Genomic DNA, 19,336 nt, shown 5'->3' with positions numbered 1-19,336 from the left:
TTCTATATGTTGACTCATTATAAAATTAGAAACTTATAAAGTATAATACTAATTTTATAATGAAATCATCACATTCAAGTTATATAGGAGAGGACGAGCTCTATGGAATTCCTTCAATTAAAATACTTTCAAACCGTTGCACGGTTAGAACATATCACGCAAGCAGCCAAAGAGCTGAACGTTTCACAACCGTCGCTCAGCAACTCCATCTCTCGGCTCGAGAAGCGACTTGGCGTTCCACTCTTCGAGCGGCATGGCAGACATGTGAAGCTGAATGCTTTTGGCAAAACGTATCTGCGCCGCATCGAACGTGCCTTTCTAGAATTAGAAGAAGGTGAGCGGGAAATTATCGATATGGCTGGACTGGAGCATGGCGTCGTCTCGATCTCGATTACGCTGCCCTATGTGCTGCCTACTCTGCTGAAGGAATTTCTGACTGCACATCCCCATGTCCGGATCATTCAGCGGCAGTTGGGCTCCGCCCATGAGATTAGAAGTGAGCTGGAGAACGCCGATATCGATTTCTGCATCACTTCCACTGCCATAACCGGGCCGGATATCGAGTGGCAGACCCTTGCCCAAGAAGAACTATGTCTGACGGTTCCGAAGGGACATCGTTTCGCCTCGAGAGAAAGTATTGCGCTTAGCGAAGCGGCTAATGAGCCGTTTATCGCTTTATCTCAGCGGTCAAACTTCAGGAAGATTACCGACGACTTTTGCCGTAAAGCCGGCTTTGAGCCACATATTGCATTCGAGCTGGAGGAGGCGAGCTCTGTCCAGACCCTTGTCGAGATGGGTCTTGGTCTAACCTTTGCTCTTCCCCTTTCACTTGGCAAACGAGCCTCCAATCCAGATACCGTCCAGCTGAAAATAACCGATCCTGTCTGCCAGCGCACCTTCGGCATCGCCTGGAACAAGAAGCATTACCTTTCCCAAGCTGCCCTGCACTTCCGTGAATTCGCAGTCGCGTTTTTCGGGAAGCTGTAGCCAGACAACAAAGACCCTCGATCTCAAGTTATAGAGGTCGAGGGTCTTTCTCACTTATTCATACGAAGCTTCTACAGATAACGGATCGACTTCAGGATCTTCGATTTGAGCTGCCGCTTGCAAGCGAGACATAAAATGTGTCCAGCCTTTAACATGCGAAGCAACCTCTTCTTCCGGCAGGTCATAATGGGTTAACACGAGCAGCGTGCCATTATCTTGAGGAGTGAGCGTAAATTCAAGCGTACTCGATCCGGGAGGAACCATCTTCGACTGCTCCCAGCCCCATGACATGACGATTTTTTCATTCAAAATAATCTCCTTATACTCCCCCAGCGCAATGTTGGTGCCATTCAAATCAATCCGAAATTTGCCGCCGATACTCGGATCGAGTAATACTTGGCGACCCATCCATCGAACTAATTTGGCAGGGTCCGTAAAAAAAGAGAATAACGTCTCCGGACGGCATTCAATAAATACTTCCTTCCTAATCGTGTTATTGTTGCTGTTCACGCTCATATTGCTTCCTCTCTTCCTCTTCGGCCGCTTCCTTAAGGCGCAGCAAGCTGTCATCCCAGAAGCTCTCCAAATATTGCATTAACTCTGCGAAGCCTTCTCTCCTGAGGCCATAATATCTTTTGGTGCCGGCACGCCTAACTACGACAAGTCCTGCTTCTTCCAGAACTTTAAGATGTTGCGATATAGCTGGTGCTGAAACGTCAAACTGCGACGCAATGGCGCTGGAGGTCAGCTCCTTGTCACGGACGAGATTTAGAATATCTCGGCGCCTTGGTTCCGTAATGGCTTGGATGGCTTTATCTATCATAATATTAATTTAGCATACACTTAATTAAGTGTCAACTTAATTAAGTGTCAACTTAATTAAGTGTCAACTTAATTAATGATTTTACACAGGTATTATTTGTTTAAACATGAGAATCCGATAGCTACAGTGGATTACATACAGTAGAAAGGACGTACAGAAGCGTTGGAGGAAAGCTGCGTTGGATTCTATACAATAAAAACATTCCCTTTGAGGCGTCTACATCCTTTTGAAACAAATTCTACTGTATGAAGTACAGCCTAGAACCTCATACACTCCTCCAGCCAAACTTTTGCTGTACAAAATCCAACGTAGCTTAATATTAGAAAGCAGCCCCTCTCTACAAACATTGCATATGCAAATGAAGACAACAAAGAGGCCGGCCCACTTGGGACAGCTTCTTGTTGCGAGCTATTTAGTCAAAGATCCGCGGCAGGAATAAGCGGCTGGGCGTTTGGAATTTGAGCAGGGTAACCAGCATGAAGGTTGTCCCGCGGCTTTTCATCCGGACGATTGCCCGCACCTAGTTAGGGAACCCGCTTCAGCAATTGGGTTCATTAAGTGAGTCGATTTAGAGAGAAAGCGAATACATTATCGTATAAGCCAATCACGAGGGAAGGGGTGGTCCCAGTGAACATTGCAGTTGCTGTCATTCATGGAATCGGTCAAACCCGTGAGGATTTCTATGTTGATTTGGCGAAAGATCTGCATACGCAAATGGCAGTCGTCAATCCGAACGTAAAGCTGTATATCGAGGGCATTTACTGGGGAGATATTGTGAACCGGCTGGAGAAAAGGTTATGGAGCCGGCTTCAAGGAAACAAGCTTCGTTGGACCAAATGGATAAGGCTTCGTTCCTTCTTCGTTAATATAGTAGGCGAGGCCATCGCCTATCAAGCGATTCCGCGGGATAATGATCCTGCTCCCGATGATTATATTTACGACGAGATTCATGGGCGTTTCGCAGCCTGTTTGCAGCGTCTGTCTGATCAAGCCGGACAAGATGCACCGTTATGTATTATCTCTCATTCCTTAGGGTCCATCATTGCCAGCAACTTTTTCTATGATCTGCAAAACGATAAGCTGGCACCAAAGGTGCTCCCCATTATTGAGGCAAGTAACTCCAAGCTTGTGCGGGGCGAAACGCTGACTCATTTTTATACGATGGGCAGTCCCCTAGCCGTATGGGCTATGCGCTTTGAAGACCTTGGAGTCCCCATCACGGTGCCTGCTCCTCCAATTCAGGGAAGTGGTATAGGAGAATGGGTTAACTTTTATGATACCGATGATGTCATTGCGTACCCAATCAAACCGTTAAACGCTCTATACAAAAAAGTCGTCACCGAGGATATGGAAGTGAAATGTGCAGGCTTACTAAGCTGGACACCGTTCTCTCATCGTAAGTATTTCCAGACCAAAACTACACGGGATCGAATTGTGATGGCGCTTAGTGCTATGCAGCATCAAGCGGACGCCTGATTGTAAGGCGCCGTACATAATGAAAAAGCCCTACCTTCTGAAAGGCCGGACTCCCTGACATTCACCACTATTGAGCTTAAACTTGCCAACCGCTGCTTCCAGACCCGTACTTCTCTCCTTCAGTTGATCCGTTGTATCGGCAATTCGCTTCGCCGCTTCCACCTGATGTCTCGACATCTGTTCAAGGGAAGCCGAGCTGTCTGCAGTTGTTCGGGAAATCTGAGCAATCTGCTCTACCGAAGCAGCCACCTCTTCGGAACCGGCCAACACCTCTTCCGCAGCCGCGGAAATCTCCTGAATCTGACTGTTCACGAGTACAAATTGATCCAATGTCCGATTAAACAAAGCCTCCACCCGGCCGGACAACTCCGTTCCCTTCTCAATCTCGATGCTTCCTGCCTGCATTCTTTCCCCTATATGGATAGATTCCTGCCCAATCTGCACAAGCAGCGAGGTGACCTGTGCAGCCGAGATGGACGATGCTTCCGCCAGCTTCCGAACTTCTCCCGCTACAATCGCAAATCCTGCGCCATGCTCGCCTGCCCGTGCTGCTTCTATAGAAGCATTTAGAGCCAGCAGCTTGGTTTGATCAGAGATGCTGGTAATCGACTGCAGTACCGGCTCAATCTGCTGCATGTAGGTATGAAGCATCTCAACAGATTCTGCCGTTTGCTTCGCAACCGAAGACATGAGTTCAACCTGTTCCCGTAAACCATGAATCGAATCTCTTCCTTGCTCAGCAGATTCCAGCGCTTCATGAGACACACTTGAAACTTGCATGGAGGCTTCCGATACCCGCTGAATCGCTTGCGTGATATCTTCCATGGAGCTTGCACTTTCCTCTGCTCCAAGCCGTTGATGCCTCGCACCATCCGCCATTATAGATACCGACTGCCCAAGCTGCTCATTCAGGGCAACCATCTGAGCGGCCTCCGTGCCAAACTGCTTCGTGGAGTGCACAATGCTTCGGGTCGTAACAGCCATATCTCGGACAACACCCTCCAGCGTTACCCCTAAACGTTCACTCATCTGAATCATTGCTGAATAAGCTTGTCCAATCTCATCCTTTGACTTCACTTTGGCTCCGCCAAGACGCTGTTTCGCTTCCGCAAAATTTCCTAATGCTATCGCTTCGGCACCTTTTACAATAACGCCTAGTGGTCTCAGTGTCCGTGCCAGGAAGAAGGCAATGAACAGAAAGACAACAAGAGTGAGTACCCCCATGATGATAAAGAGCGGCATGCTATCCTGAATAACTTCCTTATAGATCGTCTTGGACACCGAGACATCCGTATCGATCCCAATCAAGCCAATAACGGCACCGCCAGAATCATGTAAAGGAGCATAAGCCGAAATATAATCGCCGTAATCTTCATTATGTATAATGCCGGACTTTGCTGACTGTCCTTCTAATAACGCTGTAATCGCATTTTTTGGTATATCCGTCACTTCACCTATAGGGGAAGCGGAATCTGAATCCTTCGGTTGACCGTCGATCAGTAGAATCGGTTCCCCTTTATCATTAATCTGAACGGAATAGACGTACATCGCTCCAATACGCTCACGGTATTGATTCATCTGCTCCCGAATCGTCCAGTAAAGCTCGGATTCCTTCTGATCTTTCAAAAATTCTGCATAAGCGCTTACATCAAACTGCCCGGCATAAGCCTCCGCCATATGAATATTAAAGCTGCCTATCGCCTCTTCACTAGCCTTCTTGGTGTTCTGAACCTGGATGTAGATTAAGGAAGACGACAGAATTACAAGGATGGCCAATATAATAACTGCTAACTTTAGGACTAACCGGCTCCGAAAAACAAACATGATGTCTTTCGACTATTTTTTGAAAAGTCTTCCTACAATTTTCCCTAATTTTCCTTAAATTTCGACATGTCCCTTCCAATCTCCTCCATCTGGGCAAAAACACCGGTAAAGGGCGAGGGGTTGAGGTCATTATTTGCTGCGAACATTTGATTAGTCCACCAAATATATGGTCGATTTTTCCATTTAATGATATAATAGACCTATCTACCTTCGGAGAGGATCCGTTCATGCTAGAGATCATTCTATTTCATGGAAATACTGAATCTGTTATTGATCAAACTGTAGATTCCCAATCATTATTACCAGCATATAAATCCTCCGGAGATAAACATTATCTTGGCGATGGGTATTACTTTTACCACGATGAAGAACAAGCTAAAACTTGGGCCATGATGAAAGTGACTCGCAATGAAAAGTATAAACATGAGAATTGGGCCGTACTTAAGTGTAAGATTAGAGTAAATGAAGAGAATTATATGGATCTTGATTTACGGGAAAATCAAAACTTTTTCTTTGAAGAAATGCATCGTTTAAAACTACTTCTCTATAACAGACAAATTTCCATTCAAGAATATAATGATGCATTCATGTGTAATCACTTGGCTAATATCTTAGTCCTAGAATTGATTTCAAAAACCTTTTCATACAAAGATAAACATGATAGTTTTCCCCCACTCTTTTCGAATCAAAAAAGCAAGCCCTATGGAATTACAAGACACTTCCGAACCGAGAAACAGTATTGTATTGTAACACCGCATATTGTAAGTTCATTCGAGAAAGTGGCATACGGGGGAAATCCTCTTACTAAATGAGGTGAAATCAATGAGCAACACTATACGTTGGAAATATATAATGGACTGTTATTATACGGGGTTAAGTACCGACTTCTTAAAATCGGACCTCGCTACTGCCGGATTTATAGTTGAACAAGATGAGACTACTATAAATAATGTCAATGTTGGCTCTATTGAAATTGAGGTAAGCTTTAGAGAAGTTGCCACCTCAAATGAGACTGAGGTTATAGGAGAACCGCTCCCCCTTCCAAAGACACAGACGGCCAATTAATAGAAAGTAGTTCATGATTAAGCCTTCTTGGGTAAGGTAATACTAGTAATCTAGTATTATTTATCCGAGGGGGATTTTTTATGTCCAATTCCAATAACAAGATTACATCATGGAAAACTAAAATGGATTCCTACTATAAAAACGTATCAGAAAAGAAGCTTATTAAAGATTTAACAAAGGCAGGATTTAAGATCAATAAAGCTCGAAGTAAATAAACCTTATAAATTGAATCAAAAAAGAGCGCAGCATGCAGCGCTCTTTTTTGATTTTGTTATATTATTAACCGCAGCATTTCTTATACTTTTTCCCGCTTCCGCAAGGACAAGGCTCGTTTCGCCCGATTTTGCCCGCAGCAGCTGGCCGGTTGAAAGGTACAATATTATCAACAGGAGCTTCTCCTGAAGTAATTTGGCGCAATTCGACAGGTGAATACCCGCCATTCGACCACACTCTTGTATGGTTATAAACATTAATGATCAGTTGAATGGTCATCTCCAGCTGATCTCTTGTTTCGAACTCAATTCCACGCCGCTCGAACTCCGCCATAATGACTTCAACGGGCTCTTCCATTGAGCAGGCCAGCTGAATGTCATCCATCAAATGTGTAACAAGCTCTTTGTCCTTACATACAAACTGTAAGATATATTGCTCTAGCCCTGTCAACTGAGGCGTTTGTTCAAAGTAGCCAGGGTCAGCATATTTCAAGAGCTCCAACTTAGCTGGAATATAATAAGGCTTGTCTTTCATTCGCTCGAGCAGAGCATCCAACTCTTCTTCATTATCCGGGTCAAAATAATCACTGATCAATCTTTCACCATCAAAATGCCAGCTTTGCTCTCGTCTGGTGAGCAGATCCGTGATCTGATCAAACTCATCCTCAGTTAACGGCTCTTCATTCTGAGCATTAAAGATGTCCCTGAACTTATCGACAGGACAGACCCCATAAAGATTCATCGCGGCAAGAATGTACTGATGCACCAGCTGGCAGCGCTCACGCTCTTTAAGGAACGATGCTACGACTACCTTCGCATACGTTTCCTTGATTTCCTCGGGGAGGACATAATACAGCTTGTCTTGATCGTAGAACGAGTACAACAGTCCCGCATTCATCAAGAATAGATAAGTTCCCGGGAACAACGTATCATCCTGCAGGGCCGGAACAGCAAGAAGCTCCTTCACCAGGTCCCATTCCTTTGCCGTTGCAATGAGCAAACCCATGCTCATCTCACGAACGTCCAATATGGACGAATAAAGCGCATCGGCCAGCTCCTGCTTTTTCAGCTTGGAGCGCCCCTTAATCTCATAGTTGCCGGCCAGAAGATTCAACTTCTCTTTCGTAAGAAGCGGCAGAATCTCGGCTAATTTCGTTATAACCCCGCCTTTTATCGCGTTCTGAATGTTCATCTGTTGCAGTTCTGCTACATAATCCAAAGCTTTACACCATTCCTTTAACGTATAATTTCAATAAACGATCCATACCTATGCTGTTTCTACCATACACTTACAGCTGACTAATTTCAAATCAGCCTCAAAAAAAGGGATGCCCTGAAGGCATCCCTTTCGCGTTAATACCGCTCTTCCTGAACAAATTCAATCCAATCAATCTGCATGCCAGGCTTCACAAAATCAAGCTTCAGTTCGTACAGCCCTTCCGCCAGCTCAACCTTCACAAGCTTCTGGCGGATCCAAGCGCTTTCGGTACCATTCGTTTGTACCGTTGTCATCAGCTCATCGTTAATCAACACATTACACGCGCTTTGCGCCCACGCAAATTCGGTCGACATGAGATGAACAGTAATTCGGTAAACACCACTTTGCTCGACTTTCATAACAACAGGCTCAGAAGCAGTGAATTTCACCTGTGCCTCTGCCGCTAACGACTGTACATGCTCGGAAGACAATGCAGCATTTGGATTAAACCGCTCTGCCTTTTCCTCCGTCACCAGCTCTCTCGAGAATACAGGTGCTTTCATAATGAAATCGCAGATGTTCATTGCACTGCGCTGCAGTTCGCCGCGGGTCAACGTACCGTTTTCCAGTGATTCCAGCGTGTTATCTCCCCACACATTCGATTCCGCGCCGTAGTTCGAGACGACCATGTACAGGTCGTTCTGGGAGCGGACCATCCAGTTCGTAAACTTACGATCTGCAGATCCTCCTTCAACTACATCATTCATCACAGCCCACCAGTCTGTCATAACGATGCCCTTGAAGCCCCACTCACCACGAAGAATCGTCGTGTTCAAATCATAGTTCGACGCTGCCCAATGCCCGTTGACCGGGTTATAAGAAGTCATGATGGAATTCGCACCGCCCTCTTTGACGGCAATCTCGAATCCTTTCAAATAAATCTCCCGAAGTGCACGTTCCGATACGACCGCGTTCACACGGTGACGGTATTGCTCCTGATTATTGCAGGCAAAATGCTTCAGTGTCGCATTCGAGCCGCCCTTCATAATTCCGCGTGTACATGCGGCTGCAAACGCCCCGGAAATAAGCGGATCCTCGGAGAAATATTCGAAGTTACGTCCATTCAGCGGACTACGGCGAATGTTGAGGCCAGGTCCAAGCAAAGCGTCAATATCATTGCTCAGCAATTCTCTGCCTTCCATTACATACAGCTCTTCGATGAGATCTGTGTTCCAAGTTGCAGCAAGCAACGTACCAATTGCCACTTGCGTAGCCTTATGTCCGCTGTCCATCCGAATGCCAGACGGACCGTCTGCTGTGCAGGCTACCGGAATACCGTAACCAAGAAGATTGTCGCTTACACCACCAAAGGCCGAAGCCGTACCCGGCGTAACTTTTGGACTGCTCATGCCCTCGCCCCGTACTATAGCAGCCAGGTCGTCATCGCTAAACTGCGCAACAAATGCCTCCATGCTCACTTTGCCGTCCGCAACATCCTGCAGCTTATAGCCTTGATCGCCTGTTGGCGTAATTGTCGCAGGCAAATTGCTCTCAATCCGATCAGCCAGCGAAACCTTGCGCACCGGAACCTCTGCAGAGATCAGCTCATACGTGCCGTCTTCCTTCTGTGCCCCCGGCTTCATGCGTGTAAAACCAACCGTTGGCGCCATTGCTTCCGTCAGTTGTTCCACTACTTGAAGAATGTCCAAGATGTAGCCATCTTTTCCTTCAACGCCTACTGCCACTACCTGCTTCACACTGTTCCCGACATAGAGACGGTACGTACCCGCTTCCAGTACATAGGCAGATGGATGTCCTGTTACACCGGCATCATCATAAGAAGCCATTGCGTGAACCGGAAAGCTAAGGATAAGCTGCTCTGAGTCGCCAGGCTGAAGCTCTTTTGTCTTCGCGAATGCTGCGAGTGCTTTAGCCGGTTTGCCCAGCTCGCCCTGCGGCGCTTCATAGTAGACCTGTACCGTTTCTTTACCTGCATAGACCGAGCCTGTATTAGTAACGGTTACGCCGATTTCGAGGTATGGTTGTCCTTGTTTAACCGTCAGCTTAGCTTGCTCCGGTACATTCGTGAATGAGGTATAAGATAGACCATAGCCAAATTCAAATTGAACCTTCTCCGGGGCGAACGTCTCAAAATAACGATACCCAACATAAATATCCTCTTCATACAGGTTGTTCAGCTCATTGCCATAGTTGCGGGTCGACGGATAATCCTCGATCGAATAAGCTATCGTATCCGTTAGTTTGCCGCTTGGCGTTACTTCACCGGCAAGCACATCTGCAATCGCATTGCCGCCTTCCATCCCGCCCTGCCAAGCATAAATAACTGCTGGAATCGATTTCATTTCCGCTTCGTTTAACCAGCTCATATCAATGATGTTAGAGACATTCAGTACAACAACCGTTTGCTCGAAATAGGCCGATACTGCCTTAATCATATCGATCTCTTCATCCGTTAATTGATAGCTGCCCGGTTTATCAGCATTATCCTGATCTTCACCAGCCGTACGCCCAATCACTACGATTGCCTTACTCGATTGGCTTCTTGCCTGTGCTACTAATTCTGCGGTTAAAGGCATTTCTTTCTGGTGCCAAGGTTCAGCCGCCCATCCGCCTCCGCCGTTATCGAATGGATTTTGTTCAATCCACTGTTCATATACAGCTGCCAGCTCTTCATTTACAGTAATCGTTGTCTTGCTTCGCAGACCTTCCAGCAGATTCGTCGTATGAGTGACGTTAACGCTTCCGCCTGATCCTGTACCGCTGCGATAATAGTTGACCTGCGTCCGGCCAAAAATCGCAACATTTTCGCCTGACTGAATAGGGAGCACTTGACCGTCATTCTTTAATAGAACAGCACCTTCTGCTGCTACTTTTCTGCTGAATGCAGCAAAACCTTCTAATGGAATGCCATGTGTATTCATATGATTGCTCCTACCTAAGTTTCTATATGCACTATGTATAATCATAACAAATTCTATATCTCGAAAATAGAATAAACATTTAATTATTTTTGCTCAATATGCAATTATTATTATCCATTAATCCTTCCATGCAAAAGAAAAAACACATAACTATGTGTTTCTTCATTTTTCGGCAGTTAAGCGGCAGCAGGCGGGACCTTCAGCTTTACTTTCCTTCTATAGCGTTCTTAATATAAGGCGGTAATACAAAACTCGACCGGTATACATCAGGGGTTATATACTTCGTTGTCTGCCACTGCAGATTATTCAAATCGGCCGTAAGAGGATCCCACTTTTTCGAGGCAATCGTAAAGCTCCATATTCCACCGGGGAACGATGGGATCGCGCATAAATAAGTCCGTACGATGGGAAAATGCTTTTTCAAGTTACGAATCGTTTTGCCTAAGCTGCCCGCATTATAATAGGGGGAGCCGGACTGGAACACTGCGATACCATTACTCGATAAGCTGTCATGCACGTATTGATAAAACTGTGGCTTGTACAGACTGACAGCAGGTCCATAAGCGTCCGAACGGTCAACCAGGAGAACGTCGAATTTATTCTTTTGCCCCTGAATCCATGCATAACCATCCTTAAAAATCGTTTGTATCTTGTCCGATTCGGCTTCTTTCGTCAGCCATGTCTTGCATACCTCGATCACTCGTTCATCAATTTCTACGACGTCAATATGCTGCACACTCTCATATTTCATTGCTTCGCGGGCCGGCCCGCAATCGCCTCCACCAATCATCGCAACCTGCTTTGGCGCAGGATGAGTAGTCATCGCAATATGCGTGATCATCTCGTTATAAATGAAGCCATCCTGAGAAGTCACTTGTGGAGTTCCATCCAGTACAAGCATGCGGCCAAAGCCTTTTGTCTCCACAATACTTAACTCTTGAAACGGAGATTTCTCGTAGTGAAGCAGCTCCTGCACTTTATAGCCGACTTCCATATCAAGCTCAGGAAGATCATCCCACAGCCACAATTCCTCATTTTCTTCTTTATTGTAACCTGTTAAATTTGTTTTGTTCTTCATATTCATCCCCTTCTAATCCTTACTTGCGCAAGCGATCGAGCAGAAGCCCGTCCGATTTGTCATTCTCGCCAGTCACAAAATGCTTCATATAATAAGTGAGATACTGACCATATCCGGAATCCGTTTGAAGCAACAGCTCATCTACATAATAAATACCATCTGGGATGTCATCCAGCAGAAGTGTCGATAATGCCCCATAAATGCCGCATGCCACCTGAAAATACGTCGCATTGGTCTTGTACTCGGCAAAAATCTCCTTATTGCTCATCACGTTGTACATATACCGTTCCTTATCCTTGTACACGAGCAGAACACCAACCAAATCGGATCCATTCAGCTCGCCATCCAGCGGATCAAGCACTTGATGATTCCAGTTCCACAGATCATTGGCGTTACTGAGATTATCCAGTATCACATTTGTTGTATAATCATTAACCCGATAAATAAAGCCAAACTCCATATCGAAAGCTTTGCCCAGCGTCACAACCTCTTCATGCGGCATCAGGCAGCCGTTAAACTGCTTGTCCCCCAGCGCCACTTTGAATTCAAGCTCATATACATCGTTATACAGAAACATCGCCATATGCTGCTTCATAAACATCGGATAATTCAAGATCGCCTCATCAAGAAAACATTCCGGTGACCATGTCGTATACACCGTTTTCTTCTTAACCTTTGACAGATCGGCATAAAAAGTATCGTCATGCTCAACAATATAACAACCGATAGGAAGCTCGTCTGGCACTTGCTGCATCATCTTAAGAGCCATCCATTGCACGACACCCGGATTCATTCCGGAGCCAATGATCGCCTTCGTGCCGCGAAACCGTATTCTGTTTTCCTCAAAAATCCGGTATCGTTCGAGTAACGTAAAGCCTTCAAGCTCCTCCTTCTCATCCACCATCGTATTTTCCAAAGCCGTATTGATATACTGGACTCCAAGTTCATCGCAGCATTGCAGCATCTCCACGGTATCGGCCCAGGACACATCAATAACCATGGTTGTGTGAGTATCCTTCAGATGCTGCCGGAACCTGTTCAGGTTACCCAAATCCATTTGATGCAGCGTAAAGCCCACATGCGGAATAAATTGCTCGTAATATGACTTGTCCTTCTGCTTCTTGTCCACCAAATGAAGATCAATCTGACTGATGTAAGAATGAATCGGATCATTCGTATCCTGGAACGCTTTGTCCAAGATGGCGAGAACCGATTTAGCTACACCCCCTCCACTTCCTAAAATAGTGAGAACTAACTTTTGATTCACTTTGACCTCAACTCCTTTATTTAGGATATTCAAGGTGAGTGAAACCGAACTAGCCTATCGACTATGAACTCTATCAATTTTTGCAGCCCTGAAACTTCCAGCCGGGCGTTAATGGTCCCCTAACAATCCGGATCTATACTGAACTTGTGCAGCAGACTAATCTAAATCCAAGAAAGGACAATAACTTATGGGAATTCATACGTACTTTCAGTCACTGACTGATCTGGAAAGAATTATCCGCTGCCCAGGTAAATTTAAATTTCAGGAGCATAGTGTTTCGGAGCATTCCTGGAAGGTCGTTCAGTATGCGAAGACCTTAGCGGATATTGAAGAAAAGAATGGCGTCACTGTCGATTGGAAGAAGCTTTACGAAATTACAAGCAGTCATGATTACGGAGAAATTTTTATCGGGGATATCAAAACGCCCGTGAAGCATTATTCCTTGGAGCTCCGCTCGATGCTGCAGCAAGTCGAGGAAGGAATGGTCGCTCATTTTATCGATGACAATATTCCTGAGGAGTTCAAATCGATATTTCGCAGACAGCTGCGTGAAGGCAAAGACAATTCCGTGGAAGGTCAGATTCTTGAGGTAGCCGATAAGCTGGATCAAATTTACGAGGCGTTCACTGAACTGCAACTCGGGAATACCGAGAAGGAATTTATCGTTATGTACCGGTCAGCTCTTATCAAAATCAAACAAATCCCGCTTCATTGCGTCGATTACTTCCTGGAGCACATTCTCCCCGACCTCGTTAGCGCAGGGGCCAAATCCCCGATCGATATTGAAACCATCACCAAAGAAGCATTAGCTGAGTAATTCCTCTTCGTTCGTTCCTACCCTACTTTCTAATTCAAGCACATAGCAAAAAGCCAGCTCATACGGCTGGCTTTTATTTATATAAGATGACTATTTCCAATATCCTTCATGGGCAGCTACAGCCTCTGTTTCAACCTCCGGGAAAGGTCCCATCACTTCAATCGCTTTAGCGCCTCTATTAAATACTTCTCTGCATGGTAAATCCAGCATCGGGTTCTGATCGGCATCACCGGTCAGCTCCATTAAACGTTTCTCGGTTATGGCATATACAACGCGTCCAACATTCCCCCAGAAAATCGCTCCGGCACACATCGCACAAGGCTCAGTCGACGTATATAAGGTGCAATTCCAGAGCTCCTCCTTGCTGTAACGTTTGGAGGCGGCCTCCATTAAGGTCGTCTCTGCATGTCCCGTGCAGTTCGATTCCGTGACTTCGATATTGCCCTGTTCTAATAAAATGTCACCCTCTTGCCCAACAAGCAGCGCTCCAAACGGGGTATTCCCTGCTCTTCTGGCCATCCAGGACAATTCTACACATCTTTGCAAATAAGCAACATGTTCAGCACGGTTATTCTCCACAACGGCCCCTCCTAACAGGTTCTGAAAGATTTGTCATCACTATAGCTTTCCAGCTCACTTCCCGTCAATTTGCCTGGCACCTTATTAGTGAAATGAACAAATTCTTCCCGTTTCCTTGTGGAGACTGCATACAAAGTAACTCCTATAACAAGGATTTATGAAGCCTTGTCACATGATGATGCACATCTTCCTCAGCAAGCTGCTGCGACTTATGCCTTTCGTACCAGCCAATGAAATAATGATAAAGCAGCCATGATTTATGCTCTGCGAGGTCCTCAGGCATACCGGTCTGTACGAACAACTCTTTGGCGAAGTTCATTCTGAATGTCTCCAGCCGTTCAATCACTTCCTGATAATCTGCCTCTTCCAGGGACAGCTTTCGGAGATAAAATAGAAAATCGCCCTTCTGTGTCGTTGAGAACATATGATGCATCAACACGGATAGTTTCTCTTCTGCTGTCATCACCTTTGATGAAGCCGTCATCACCTGCTGCGTGAGAATCGTATTCCAGTAGTCCACGATCTTCCGAACGAATTCGCTGCGATTGGAGAAATACCAATAAAAGCTGCTTTTGCTGCATTTCAGTTTTGACGCCATCTTCTCGATCACTAAAGCTTCAATCCCCCCTTGTGCAAACCGCTCTGCTCCAAGATGAATCCACTGTTCTTCAGTCACAATTATGCGTGGCATCGTCCATCACTTCTTTCTGCTGTACGACAGCGTCTAGATAGACCAGTATATGTTAATTAATTTCCAAGTAATACTTCTGTACGGTATCGTTCATAAAAAAGAAAAAAAGAAAACCTGACCATAAATGGCCAGGTTTCCTATGAACTACAACACGACTCGAACGGTCTCACCAGGGCCAACTTGAACCCGCCTCCATTCTACATGACCGCATGAACCAAGCGGTATCGCCGCTTCTTCCTCTGTTTCCGCAAGCAGCTTCACTTCTGCCGGGTAAGCTGTTGGATTCGTCACCACGAGGGCTAATTCCGCACCCTCTTCCAACCTGCATTTTACTTGGTCGATCACCGTGATATCTCCGCTGGTTCTATTCACATAAATGCCAGGAAGCTCCGCATAGGAAAGCATAAGCGATACCTCGCACCAGCAGGAAAGAGGCAGGACCTCGCCGACAAAAGATTCGCCTTCCCAATCGCTCATATTAACCCGTTCGCTCATATAACCAGGCGGCATATCTCGTCCATCCCAGCCCCTAACTGGTCGATCCTCCCGAGACAAATATTGCGGCAGGTTGCCGGCGATTTCCCGCAGCAGCTCTAGATAACGCTTATTGCCGGTAGCCCGATACAGCTTAAAGAGTGAGTCACCAGACAGCGTACAAATCCCCGGTGCACTATGCTTATTCTGAACATTAGCAATAACCGAACCTGTCGTACGCATACCCAGCCTCTCGAAGGTCGAGCCCTTCGGAAAATCGAAATCATAGGAAACGCACCATGTCATGGCTTGAAGCGCAGCCTCTTCAGCTCTCTCGATCCACTCCTGGTCTTCACTTGTCTCGTACAGAACGATATACGATTCGAGTAAAGCAAACGCAGACTCGCTGTCCGGGCATTGCAGGATTTCCCCCGGCCCGCCTGTCGTGATCCCCTGAGAGGTGAACTGCCGGTAATATTGTCTGGCGGATTGTTCCGCTACGAACGTATAGCAGTCCTCATTAAAATATTCTCCGCATAGGGCAAGACCTGCTGGCGCAATACCTCCGGCTGCCGAGCCGCCAATGATGGTATCCCCTGTTCCGGTATGGACCCATTGGCCAAATTGGCCATATCGGTGCCATAATCTTACGAAAGCGTCAGCAAGCCGTCGCGTGCCGTCCAGCCAGTCTGCCGGGATTTCAAAATCCGGCCGTACCTGTTCAAGCGCAAGCAGATGCTTCATGATGAAATACAAGGCATCGGCACTTTTTCGCAAAATATGCCACTGCTTCGGATACCTGCGATCAGGATCATCATTAAATTCGTCGCCGTACCATTGCCCGTTATGACAGACGCCATGGAAAAAGCCCGCTTCCGTCTGGCTGCTGAACAGGAAACGAAGCGTGTCTAACGCCCGGCTCACCGAGAGTTCGCTGCCCTCTAGAAGCAAGGCCAGACTCGACATGCCGCCTCCTACCCAGCCAACCTGCCAATCCTGATGCTTCATATCAACGGTGCCAACCGCGTAATAACCAAGCTCATTATTCCAGTTCATCGCATTGTACTTCGATTCTTGGATCTCCCATGCAGCGGAGAATGGCAGACTTGGTGCCAAGCTGGCTGCAGGCAGTCCTTGCCTGCGCACCGCCGCAAACCGTTCGAATAAATCCTGTACGCTGGAGCAAGGAAAACGGTAGAGCCTGCAGCTCAGCTGGACCTTGTCTCCAGGCTTGAAGTCATGCCCTCTATCGGCGCTTGGCACTTTGGTAGTTGTCATCTCATATTTCGTAGACGGTCTGACCCCTGGGGCTTGGAATGAAATCCGCACTGAGCTTCGATCCTCATTTTCCACCACATGCATCGAGCTGTCCCCAAGGGCTGTACCTTGCTTGGTTACGAACAGCCAGCCCGTTGCTGACTTCTGATCGATAATCCCAATCGCAGGTGTTGCAGCATCCCCCGTCAAGAGATGAATAGCTGAAGGTACTCCCGCTTCATTCGATAGACGCGGAACATCCGTAATCAAATTAGGGACATCAGGTCCAGCATCATCGATTCGAGACCAGCAGGGCGCATAGGATAATTCGCGGACCTCAAAGCGATTACCGGCATATACGGCACCAGGCACAAGTACGTAATTCTCTACGGACCACCCACTTAAATGAAAAGACAACGCAACAGTTGATTCGTTTGAGATGCTGTCTGACTGAAATTCAGCCTCCAGCATTTGTCCATTCGGATGGTCGATAGAACCCTCACTTCTCACCGTTACGGACCAGTCTGAGGTTAAAGCTATGTTATCCATTCCCTGCCCGGTCAATGGAATATCAAAGGACTTAAACACTTCACTGCCTCTATATTTTGTCACAACTAGACGTGGTTCCATCTTAAACATGCTATAGTTCCCCTTCCTCCATAGGCATTGCCGCCACTTTATTGAAGGTTAACTTATCATGCTGCTCGACGGACGGTCTATTGTGAAATAAACGAATCACTGTACAATATCGCGATCAACTATTAAAATAAAAAACCGGCCTCGATCAGGCCGGTTTCCACTATCTACAGCACGCCAATTGCAATCAATACCCAGCCAATCATAAAAGATAATCCGCCAAGCGGCGTGATTGGGCCAAGCAGCCGTACTCTCTTCATACTTAATACGTACAAGCTTCCCGAGAACAACAGAATGCCTACGGCGAGGAACCATCCTCCCGTCACAATCATTCCGGAATCCGGATAACGGTCCACCAGAAGGCCAACTCCAATTAATCCTAAGGCATGAATGATGTGGTACTGCACGCCAGTCTCATAAACTTTGAGCTTGTCCGGCTCAATCTTGCTTTTGAGCGCATGCGCCCCAAACGCACCAATAGCAACCGCAATGACCATCAAAATACTGCCAAGCACAACAAACGTCTGCATCTAATTCCCTCTTCTCTTGTGATCTACTATTATGCTTACGAAGTATGAATAATCACATATAGCTCAAACAGGACTATATGTGTGATTATTCATTTTAGCATACCATGATCCACAATAATTTCCGATTGCTTTACGGTTGGCACAGGAGTAATGTTGAAGGTTGGAATAGCATCAGGAGGCACTTACATCATGAAATTCATTCAATCCACCACCGCAGAGTGGAATGGCTGGTCCCGCAACATTCGTCTATTCTTCCTAGCGAACATGTTATATCAATTCGGAACGGGGCTTTTCTCGGTATTATACAACTTATATATCCATGAGCTTGGCTACCCCGATGCCATGAGCGGAACTGTTGTCAGCATGCAGTCACTTGCCACGGCTTTATGTTTTATCCCAATTGGCTTATTTGGCGATCGAGCCAGCCGCAAGCGATTACTCGTCATTGGCGCCTTATGCAGCGGAGTTGTACTCGTTGGTCGCTCTTTTTTCGAGTCAGAGAGCAGCCTTCTTATCACCGCCGTCCTAACTGGCTTATTTGCTACCATCTTTCAAGTACTCGCGATCCCCTTCCTTGCCGCCAATGTGGCGAAGACGGACAGGCTGCGCATATTCAGTATCTACTCTGCCTTTGTCCTTGCTGCCCAAGTGGCCGGAAGCCTTGGCGGAGGTGTCATATCCGATGTCTTGCAAGCTGCGGGATTAAGCGAAAGGCTTTCGTTCAAGCTTGTGTTACTTGCAGGCAGTATAGCGACAATAGCGTCCTTCCTGCCGCTGCAGGCTATGAAGGAAACGAAGCATCCCGAGAAACCTGCCGTAACAGCGACCATCAACCAATCTACTCCGACAAAAGGGGAATTTAGCTTTATCGCAGCGTTTGCGGCTGTAGAGCTGCTAATCGGAATTGGTTCCGGACTTGTCATTCCTTATTTAAATTTGTATTTCACGAATCGATTCTCGACCTCGTTAAGCGGGATGAGCTTCCTGCTGGCGCTTGGACAAGTCATGACGATCTTCTCCATGCTGATTGGTCCAAAGCTGGTCAACCGGGTTGGACAAGTGAAAGCGATCGTGATTTTCCAGACCCTGTCGCTTCCATTCCTGCTCATAACCGGCTTTACGAATATGCTTATTGTAGCCTCAATCAGCTTCTTGTTCCGGCAGGCTCTTATGAACGCAGCTAATCCGCTCCTATCCGCTACTCTTATGGACCGGGTCTCGGTCAAGAAACAAAGCTTAGCTAATTCCTGCATGCAGACTGCCTTCATGATGGGATGGGCCACCATGGGTCCAATCCACTCCCATCTCATTACGGCTTATGGCTACTACTGGGGATATGCCATTACGTTCAGCATTACGGGGTTCTTATACGTAACGGCTTCGATGCTGTTCTTTCTATTGTTTCGGGAGAAAAAGAAGGTTCGACTATAAGAACGCGAAAACATGACTTTTAAAAAGAAGCCTTCCCCCCCACGGCAAT

Annotated in this window: 16 protein-coding genes; 5 read left to right on the top strand and 11 right to left on the bottom strand. The window is 46.5% G+C overall.

Features of this window, described 5'->3' with window-relative positions; all coding sequences use genetic code 11:
• Nucleotides 1-102 precede the first annotated feature (102 nt).
• Nucleotides 103-987, top strand: coding sequence for a LysR family transcriptional regulator (locus FHS17_RS09830; protein ID WP_167278250.1), 885 nt, complete (start codon nucleotides 103-105; stop codon nucleotides 985-987).
• Nucleotides 988-1,041: 54 nt separating this feature from the next.
• On the opposite strand, the gene FHS17_RS09825 is transcribed toward FHS17_RS09830, so the two are convergent.
• Both FHS17_RS09825 and FHS17_RS09820 read right to left on the bottom strand, forming a co-directional pair.
• Nucleotides 1,042-1,503: an SRPBCC family protein gene (locus FHS17_RS09825; protein WP_167278249.1), complete on the bottom strand. Its 462-nt coding sequence runs from the start codon at nucleotides 1,501-1,503 to the stop codon at nucleotides 1,042-1,044.
• Entirely contained in the window at nucleotides 1,481-1,810 is a 330-nt protein-coding gene (locus tag FHS17_RS09820) for an ArsR/SmtB family transcription factor (protein ID WP_167278248.1), read from the bottom strand. The genes FHS17_RS09825 and FHS17_RS09820 overlap by 23 nt, the downstream gene beginning before the upstream one ends.
• A 627-nt stretch (nucleotides 1,811-2,437) precedes the next feature.
• Between FHS17_RS09820 and FHS17_RS09815 the strand changes: the two genes are divergently transcribed.
• On the top strand, nucleotides 2,438-3,286 hold the full coding sequence (locus FHS17_RS09815; protein WP_167278247.1) for a chemotaxis protein: 849 nt from the start codon (nucleotides 2,438-2,440) through the stop codon (nucleotides 3,284-3,286).
• 30 nt (nucleotides 3,287-3,316) lie between these two features.
• On the opposite strand, the gene FHS17_RS09810 is transcribed toward FHS17_RS09815, so the two are convergent.
• The gene (locus tag FHS17_RS09810; protein WP_167278246.1) at nucleotides 3,317-5,062 is read right to left on the bottom strand and encodes a methyl-accepting chemotaxis protein; all 1,746 of its coding nucleotides are present in this window, start codon (nucleotides 5,060-5,062) and stop codon (nucleotides 3,317-3,319) included.
• 275 nt (nucleotides 5,063-5,337) lie between these two features.
• Here FHS17_RS09810 and FHS17_RS09805 point away from each other — a divergent pair, with 275 nt between their 5' ends.
• On the top strand, nucleotides 5,338-5,922 hold the full coding sequence (locus FHS17_RS09805) for a hypothetical protein (RefSeq protein ID WP_167278245.1): 585 nt from the start codon (nucleotides 5,338-5,340) through the stop codon (nucleotides 5,920-5,922).
• A gap of 532 nt (nucleotides 5,923-6,454) precedes the next feature.
• Here FHS17_RS09805 and FHS17_RS09800 read toward each other — a convergent pair.
• The 4 genes from FHS17_RS09800 to FHS17_RS09785 all read right to left on the bottom strand — a co-directional run bounded on the left by FHS17_RS09800 (nucleotide 6,455) and on the right by FHS17_RS09785 (nucleotide 12,872).
• Nucleotides 6,455-7,579 (bottom strand): YecA family protein, encoded by a 1,125-nt coding sequence (locus FHS17_RS09800; protein ID WP_167278244.1) that lies wholly within the window; start codon nucleotides 7,577-7,579, stop codon nucleotides 6,455-6,457.
• A gap of 161 nt (nucleotides 7,580-7,740) precedes the next feature.
• Nucleotides 7,741-10,527: a glycoside hydrolase family 3 C-terminal domain-containing protein gene (locus FHS17_RS09795; RefSeq protein WP_167278243.1), complete on the bottom strand. Its 2,787-nt coding sequence runs from the start codon at nucleotides 10,525-10,527 to the stop codon at nucleotides 7,741-7,743.
• Between the two features lie 205 nt (nucleotides 10,528-10,732).
• Complete coding sequence (gene speE, locus FHS17_RS09790) at nucleotides 10,733-11,605, bottom strand: polyamine aminopropyltransferase (RefSeq protein WP_167278242.1); 873 nt, start codon at nucleotides 11,603-11,605, stop codon at nucleotides 10,733-10,735.
• Between the two features lie 19 nt (nucleotides 11,606-11,624).
• On the bottom strand, nucleotides 11,625-12,872 hold the full coding sequence (locus FHS17_RS09785) for a saccharopine dehydrogenase NADP-binding domain-containing protein (RefSeq protein ID WP_167278241.1): 1,248 nt from the start codon (nucleotides 12,870-12,872) through the stop codon (nucleotides 11,625-11,627).
• 187 nt (nucleotides 12,873-13,059) lie between these two features.
• On the opposite strand from FHS17_RS09785, the gene FHS17_RS09780 reads away from it, so the two are divergent.
• A complete protein-coding gene (locus tag FHS17_RS09780; protein ID WP_167278240.1) occupies nucleotides 13,060-13,689 on the top strand; it encodes an HD domain-containing protein in 630 nt (209 codons plus the stop codon).
• A 90-nt stretch (nucleotides 13,690-13,779) separates the two neighbouring features.
• Here FHS17_RS09780 and FHS17_RS09775 read toward each other — a convergent pair whose 3' ends face one another.
• From FHS17_RS09775 to FHS17_RS09760, 4 genes are all read right to left on the bottom strand, one after another.
• The gene (locus FHS17_RS09775) at nucleotides 13,780-14,268 is read right to left on the bottom strand and encodes a nucleoside deaminase (RefSeq protein ID WP_341805815.1); all 489 of its coding nucleotides are present in this window, start codon (nucleotides 14,266-14,268) and stop codon (nucleotides 13,780-13,782) included.
• A 142-nt stretch (nucleotides 14,269-14,410) separates the two neighbouring features.
• Entirely contained in the window at nucleotides 14,411-14,959 is a 549-nt protein-coding gene (locus FHS17_RS09770; RefSeq protein ID WP_167278239.1) for a TetR/AcrR family transcriptional regulator, read from the bottom strand.
• A 144-nt stretch (nucleotides 14,960-15,103) separates the two neighbouring features.
• Nucleotides 15,104-17,329, bottom strand: a complete 2,226-nt coding sequence (locus tag FHS17_RS09765; protein ID WP_167278238.1) for a hypothetical protein — start codon at nucleotides 17,327-17,329, stop codon at nucleotides 15,104-15,106.
• Nucleotides 17,330-17,493: 164 nt separating this feature from the next.
• The gene (locus FHS17_RS09760) at nucleotides 17,494-17,856 is read right to left on the bottom strand and encodes a DUF423 domain-containing protein (protein ID WP_167278237.1); all 363 of its coding nucleotides are present in this window, start codon (nucleotides 17,854-17,856) and stop codon (nucleotides 17,494-17,496) included.
• A 189-nt stretch (nucleotides 17,857-18,045) separates the two neighbouring features.
• Here FHS17_RS09760 and FHS17_RS09755 point away from each other — a divergent pair, with 189 nt between their 5' ends.
• Entirely contained in the window at nucleotides 18,046-19,287 is a 1,242-nt protein-coding gene (locus FHS17_RS09755; RefSeq protein ID WP_167278236.1) for an MFS transporter, read from the top strand.
• Nucleotides 19,288-19,336 lie beyond the last annotated feature (49 nt).

Origin of the sequence: Paenibacillus lupini, assembly GCF_011761355.1 — a bacterium.
GTDB lineage: Bacteria > Bacillota > Bacilli > Paenibacillales > Paenibacillaceae > Pristimantibacillus > Pristimantibacillus lupini.
Note: the sequence above shows the minus strand (reverse complement) of the source record. Positions and strands in the feature narration are given on the sequence as shown.

What these genes read in the sequence shown, in the direction of transcription:
- FHS17_RS09830 (WP_167278250.1), top strand. Translation starts at nt 103, where the DNA reads ATGGAATTCCTTCAATTAAAATACTTTCAAACCGTTGCACGGTTAGAA.
- FHS17_RS09825 (WP_167278249.1), bottom strand. Translation starts at nt 1,503, where the DNA reads ATGAGCGTGAACAGCAACAATAACACGATTAGGAAGGAAGTATTTATT.
- FHS17_RS09820 (WP_167278248.1), bottom strand. Translation starts at nt 1,810, where the DNA reads ATGATAGATAAAGCCATCCAAGCCATTACGGAACCAAGGCGCCGAGAT.
- FHS17_RS09805 (WP_167278245.1), top strand. Translation starts at nt 5,338, where the DNA reads ATGCTAGAGATCATTCTATTTCATGGAAATACTGAATCTGTTATTGAT.
- FHS17_RS09800 (WP_167278244.1), bottom strand. Translation starts at nt 7,579, where the DNA reads ATGAACATTCAGAACGCGATAAAAGGCGGGGTTATAACGAAATTAGCC.
- FHS17_RS09795 (WP_167278243.1), bottom strand. Translation starts at nt 10,527, where the DNA reads ATGAATACACATGGCATTCCATTAGAAGGTTTTGCTGCATTCAGCAGA.
- speE (WP_167278242.1), bottom strand. Translation starts at nt 11,605, where the DNA reads ATGAAGAACAAAACAAATTTAACAGGTTACAATAAAGAAGAAAATGAG.
- FHS17_RS09780 (WP_167278240.1), top strand. Translation starts at nt 13,060, where the DNA reads ATGGGAATTCATACGTACTTTCAGTCACTGACTGATCTGGAAAGAATT.
- FHS17_RS09770 (WP_167278239.1), bottom strand. Translation starts at nt 14,959, where the DNA reads ATGCCACGCATAATTGTGACTGAAGAACAGTGGATTCATCTTGGAGCA.
- FHS17_RS09765 (WP_167278238.1), bottom strand. Translation starts at nt 17,329, where the DNA reads ATGTTTAAGATGGAACCACGTCTAGTTGTGACAAAATATAGAGGCAGT.
- FHS17_RS09760 (WP_167278237.1), bottom strand. Translation starts at nt 17,856, where the DNA reads ATGCAGACGTTTGTTGTGCTTGGCAGTATTTTGATGGTCATTGCGGTT.
- FHS17_RS09755 (WP_167278236.1), top strand. Translation starts at nt 18,046, where the DNA reads ATGAAATTCATTCAATCCACCACCGCAGAGTGGAATGGCTGGTCCCGC.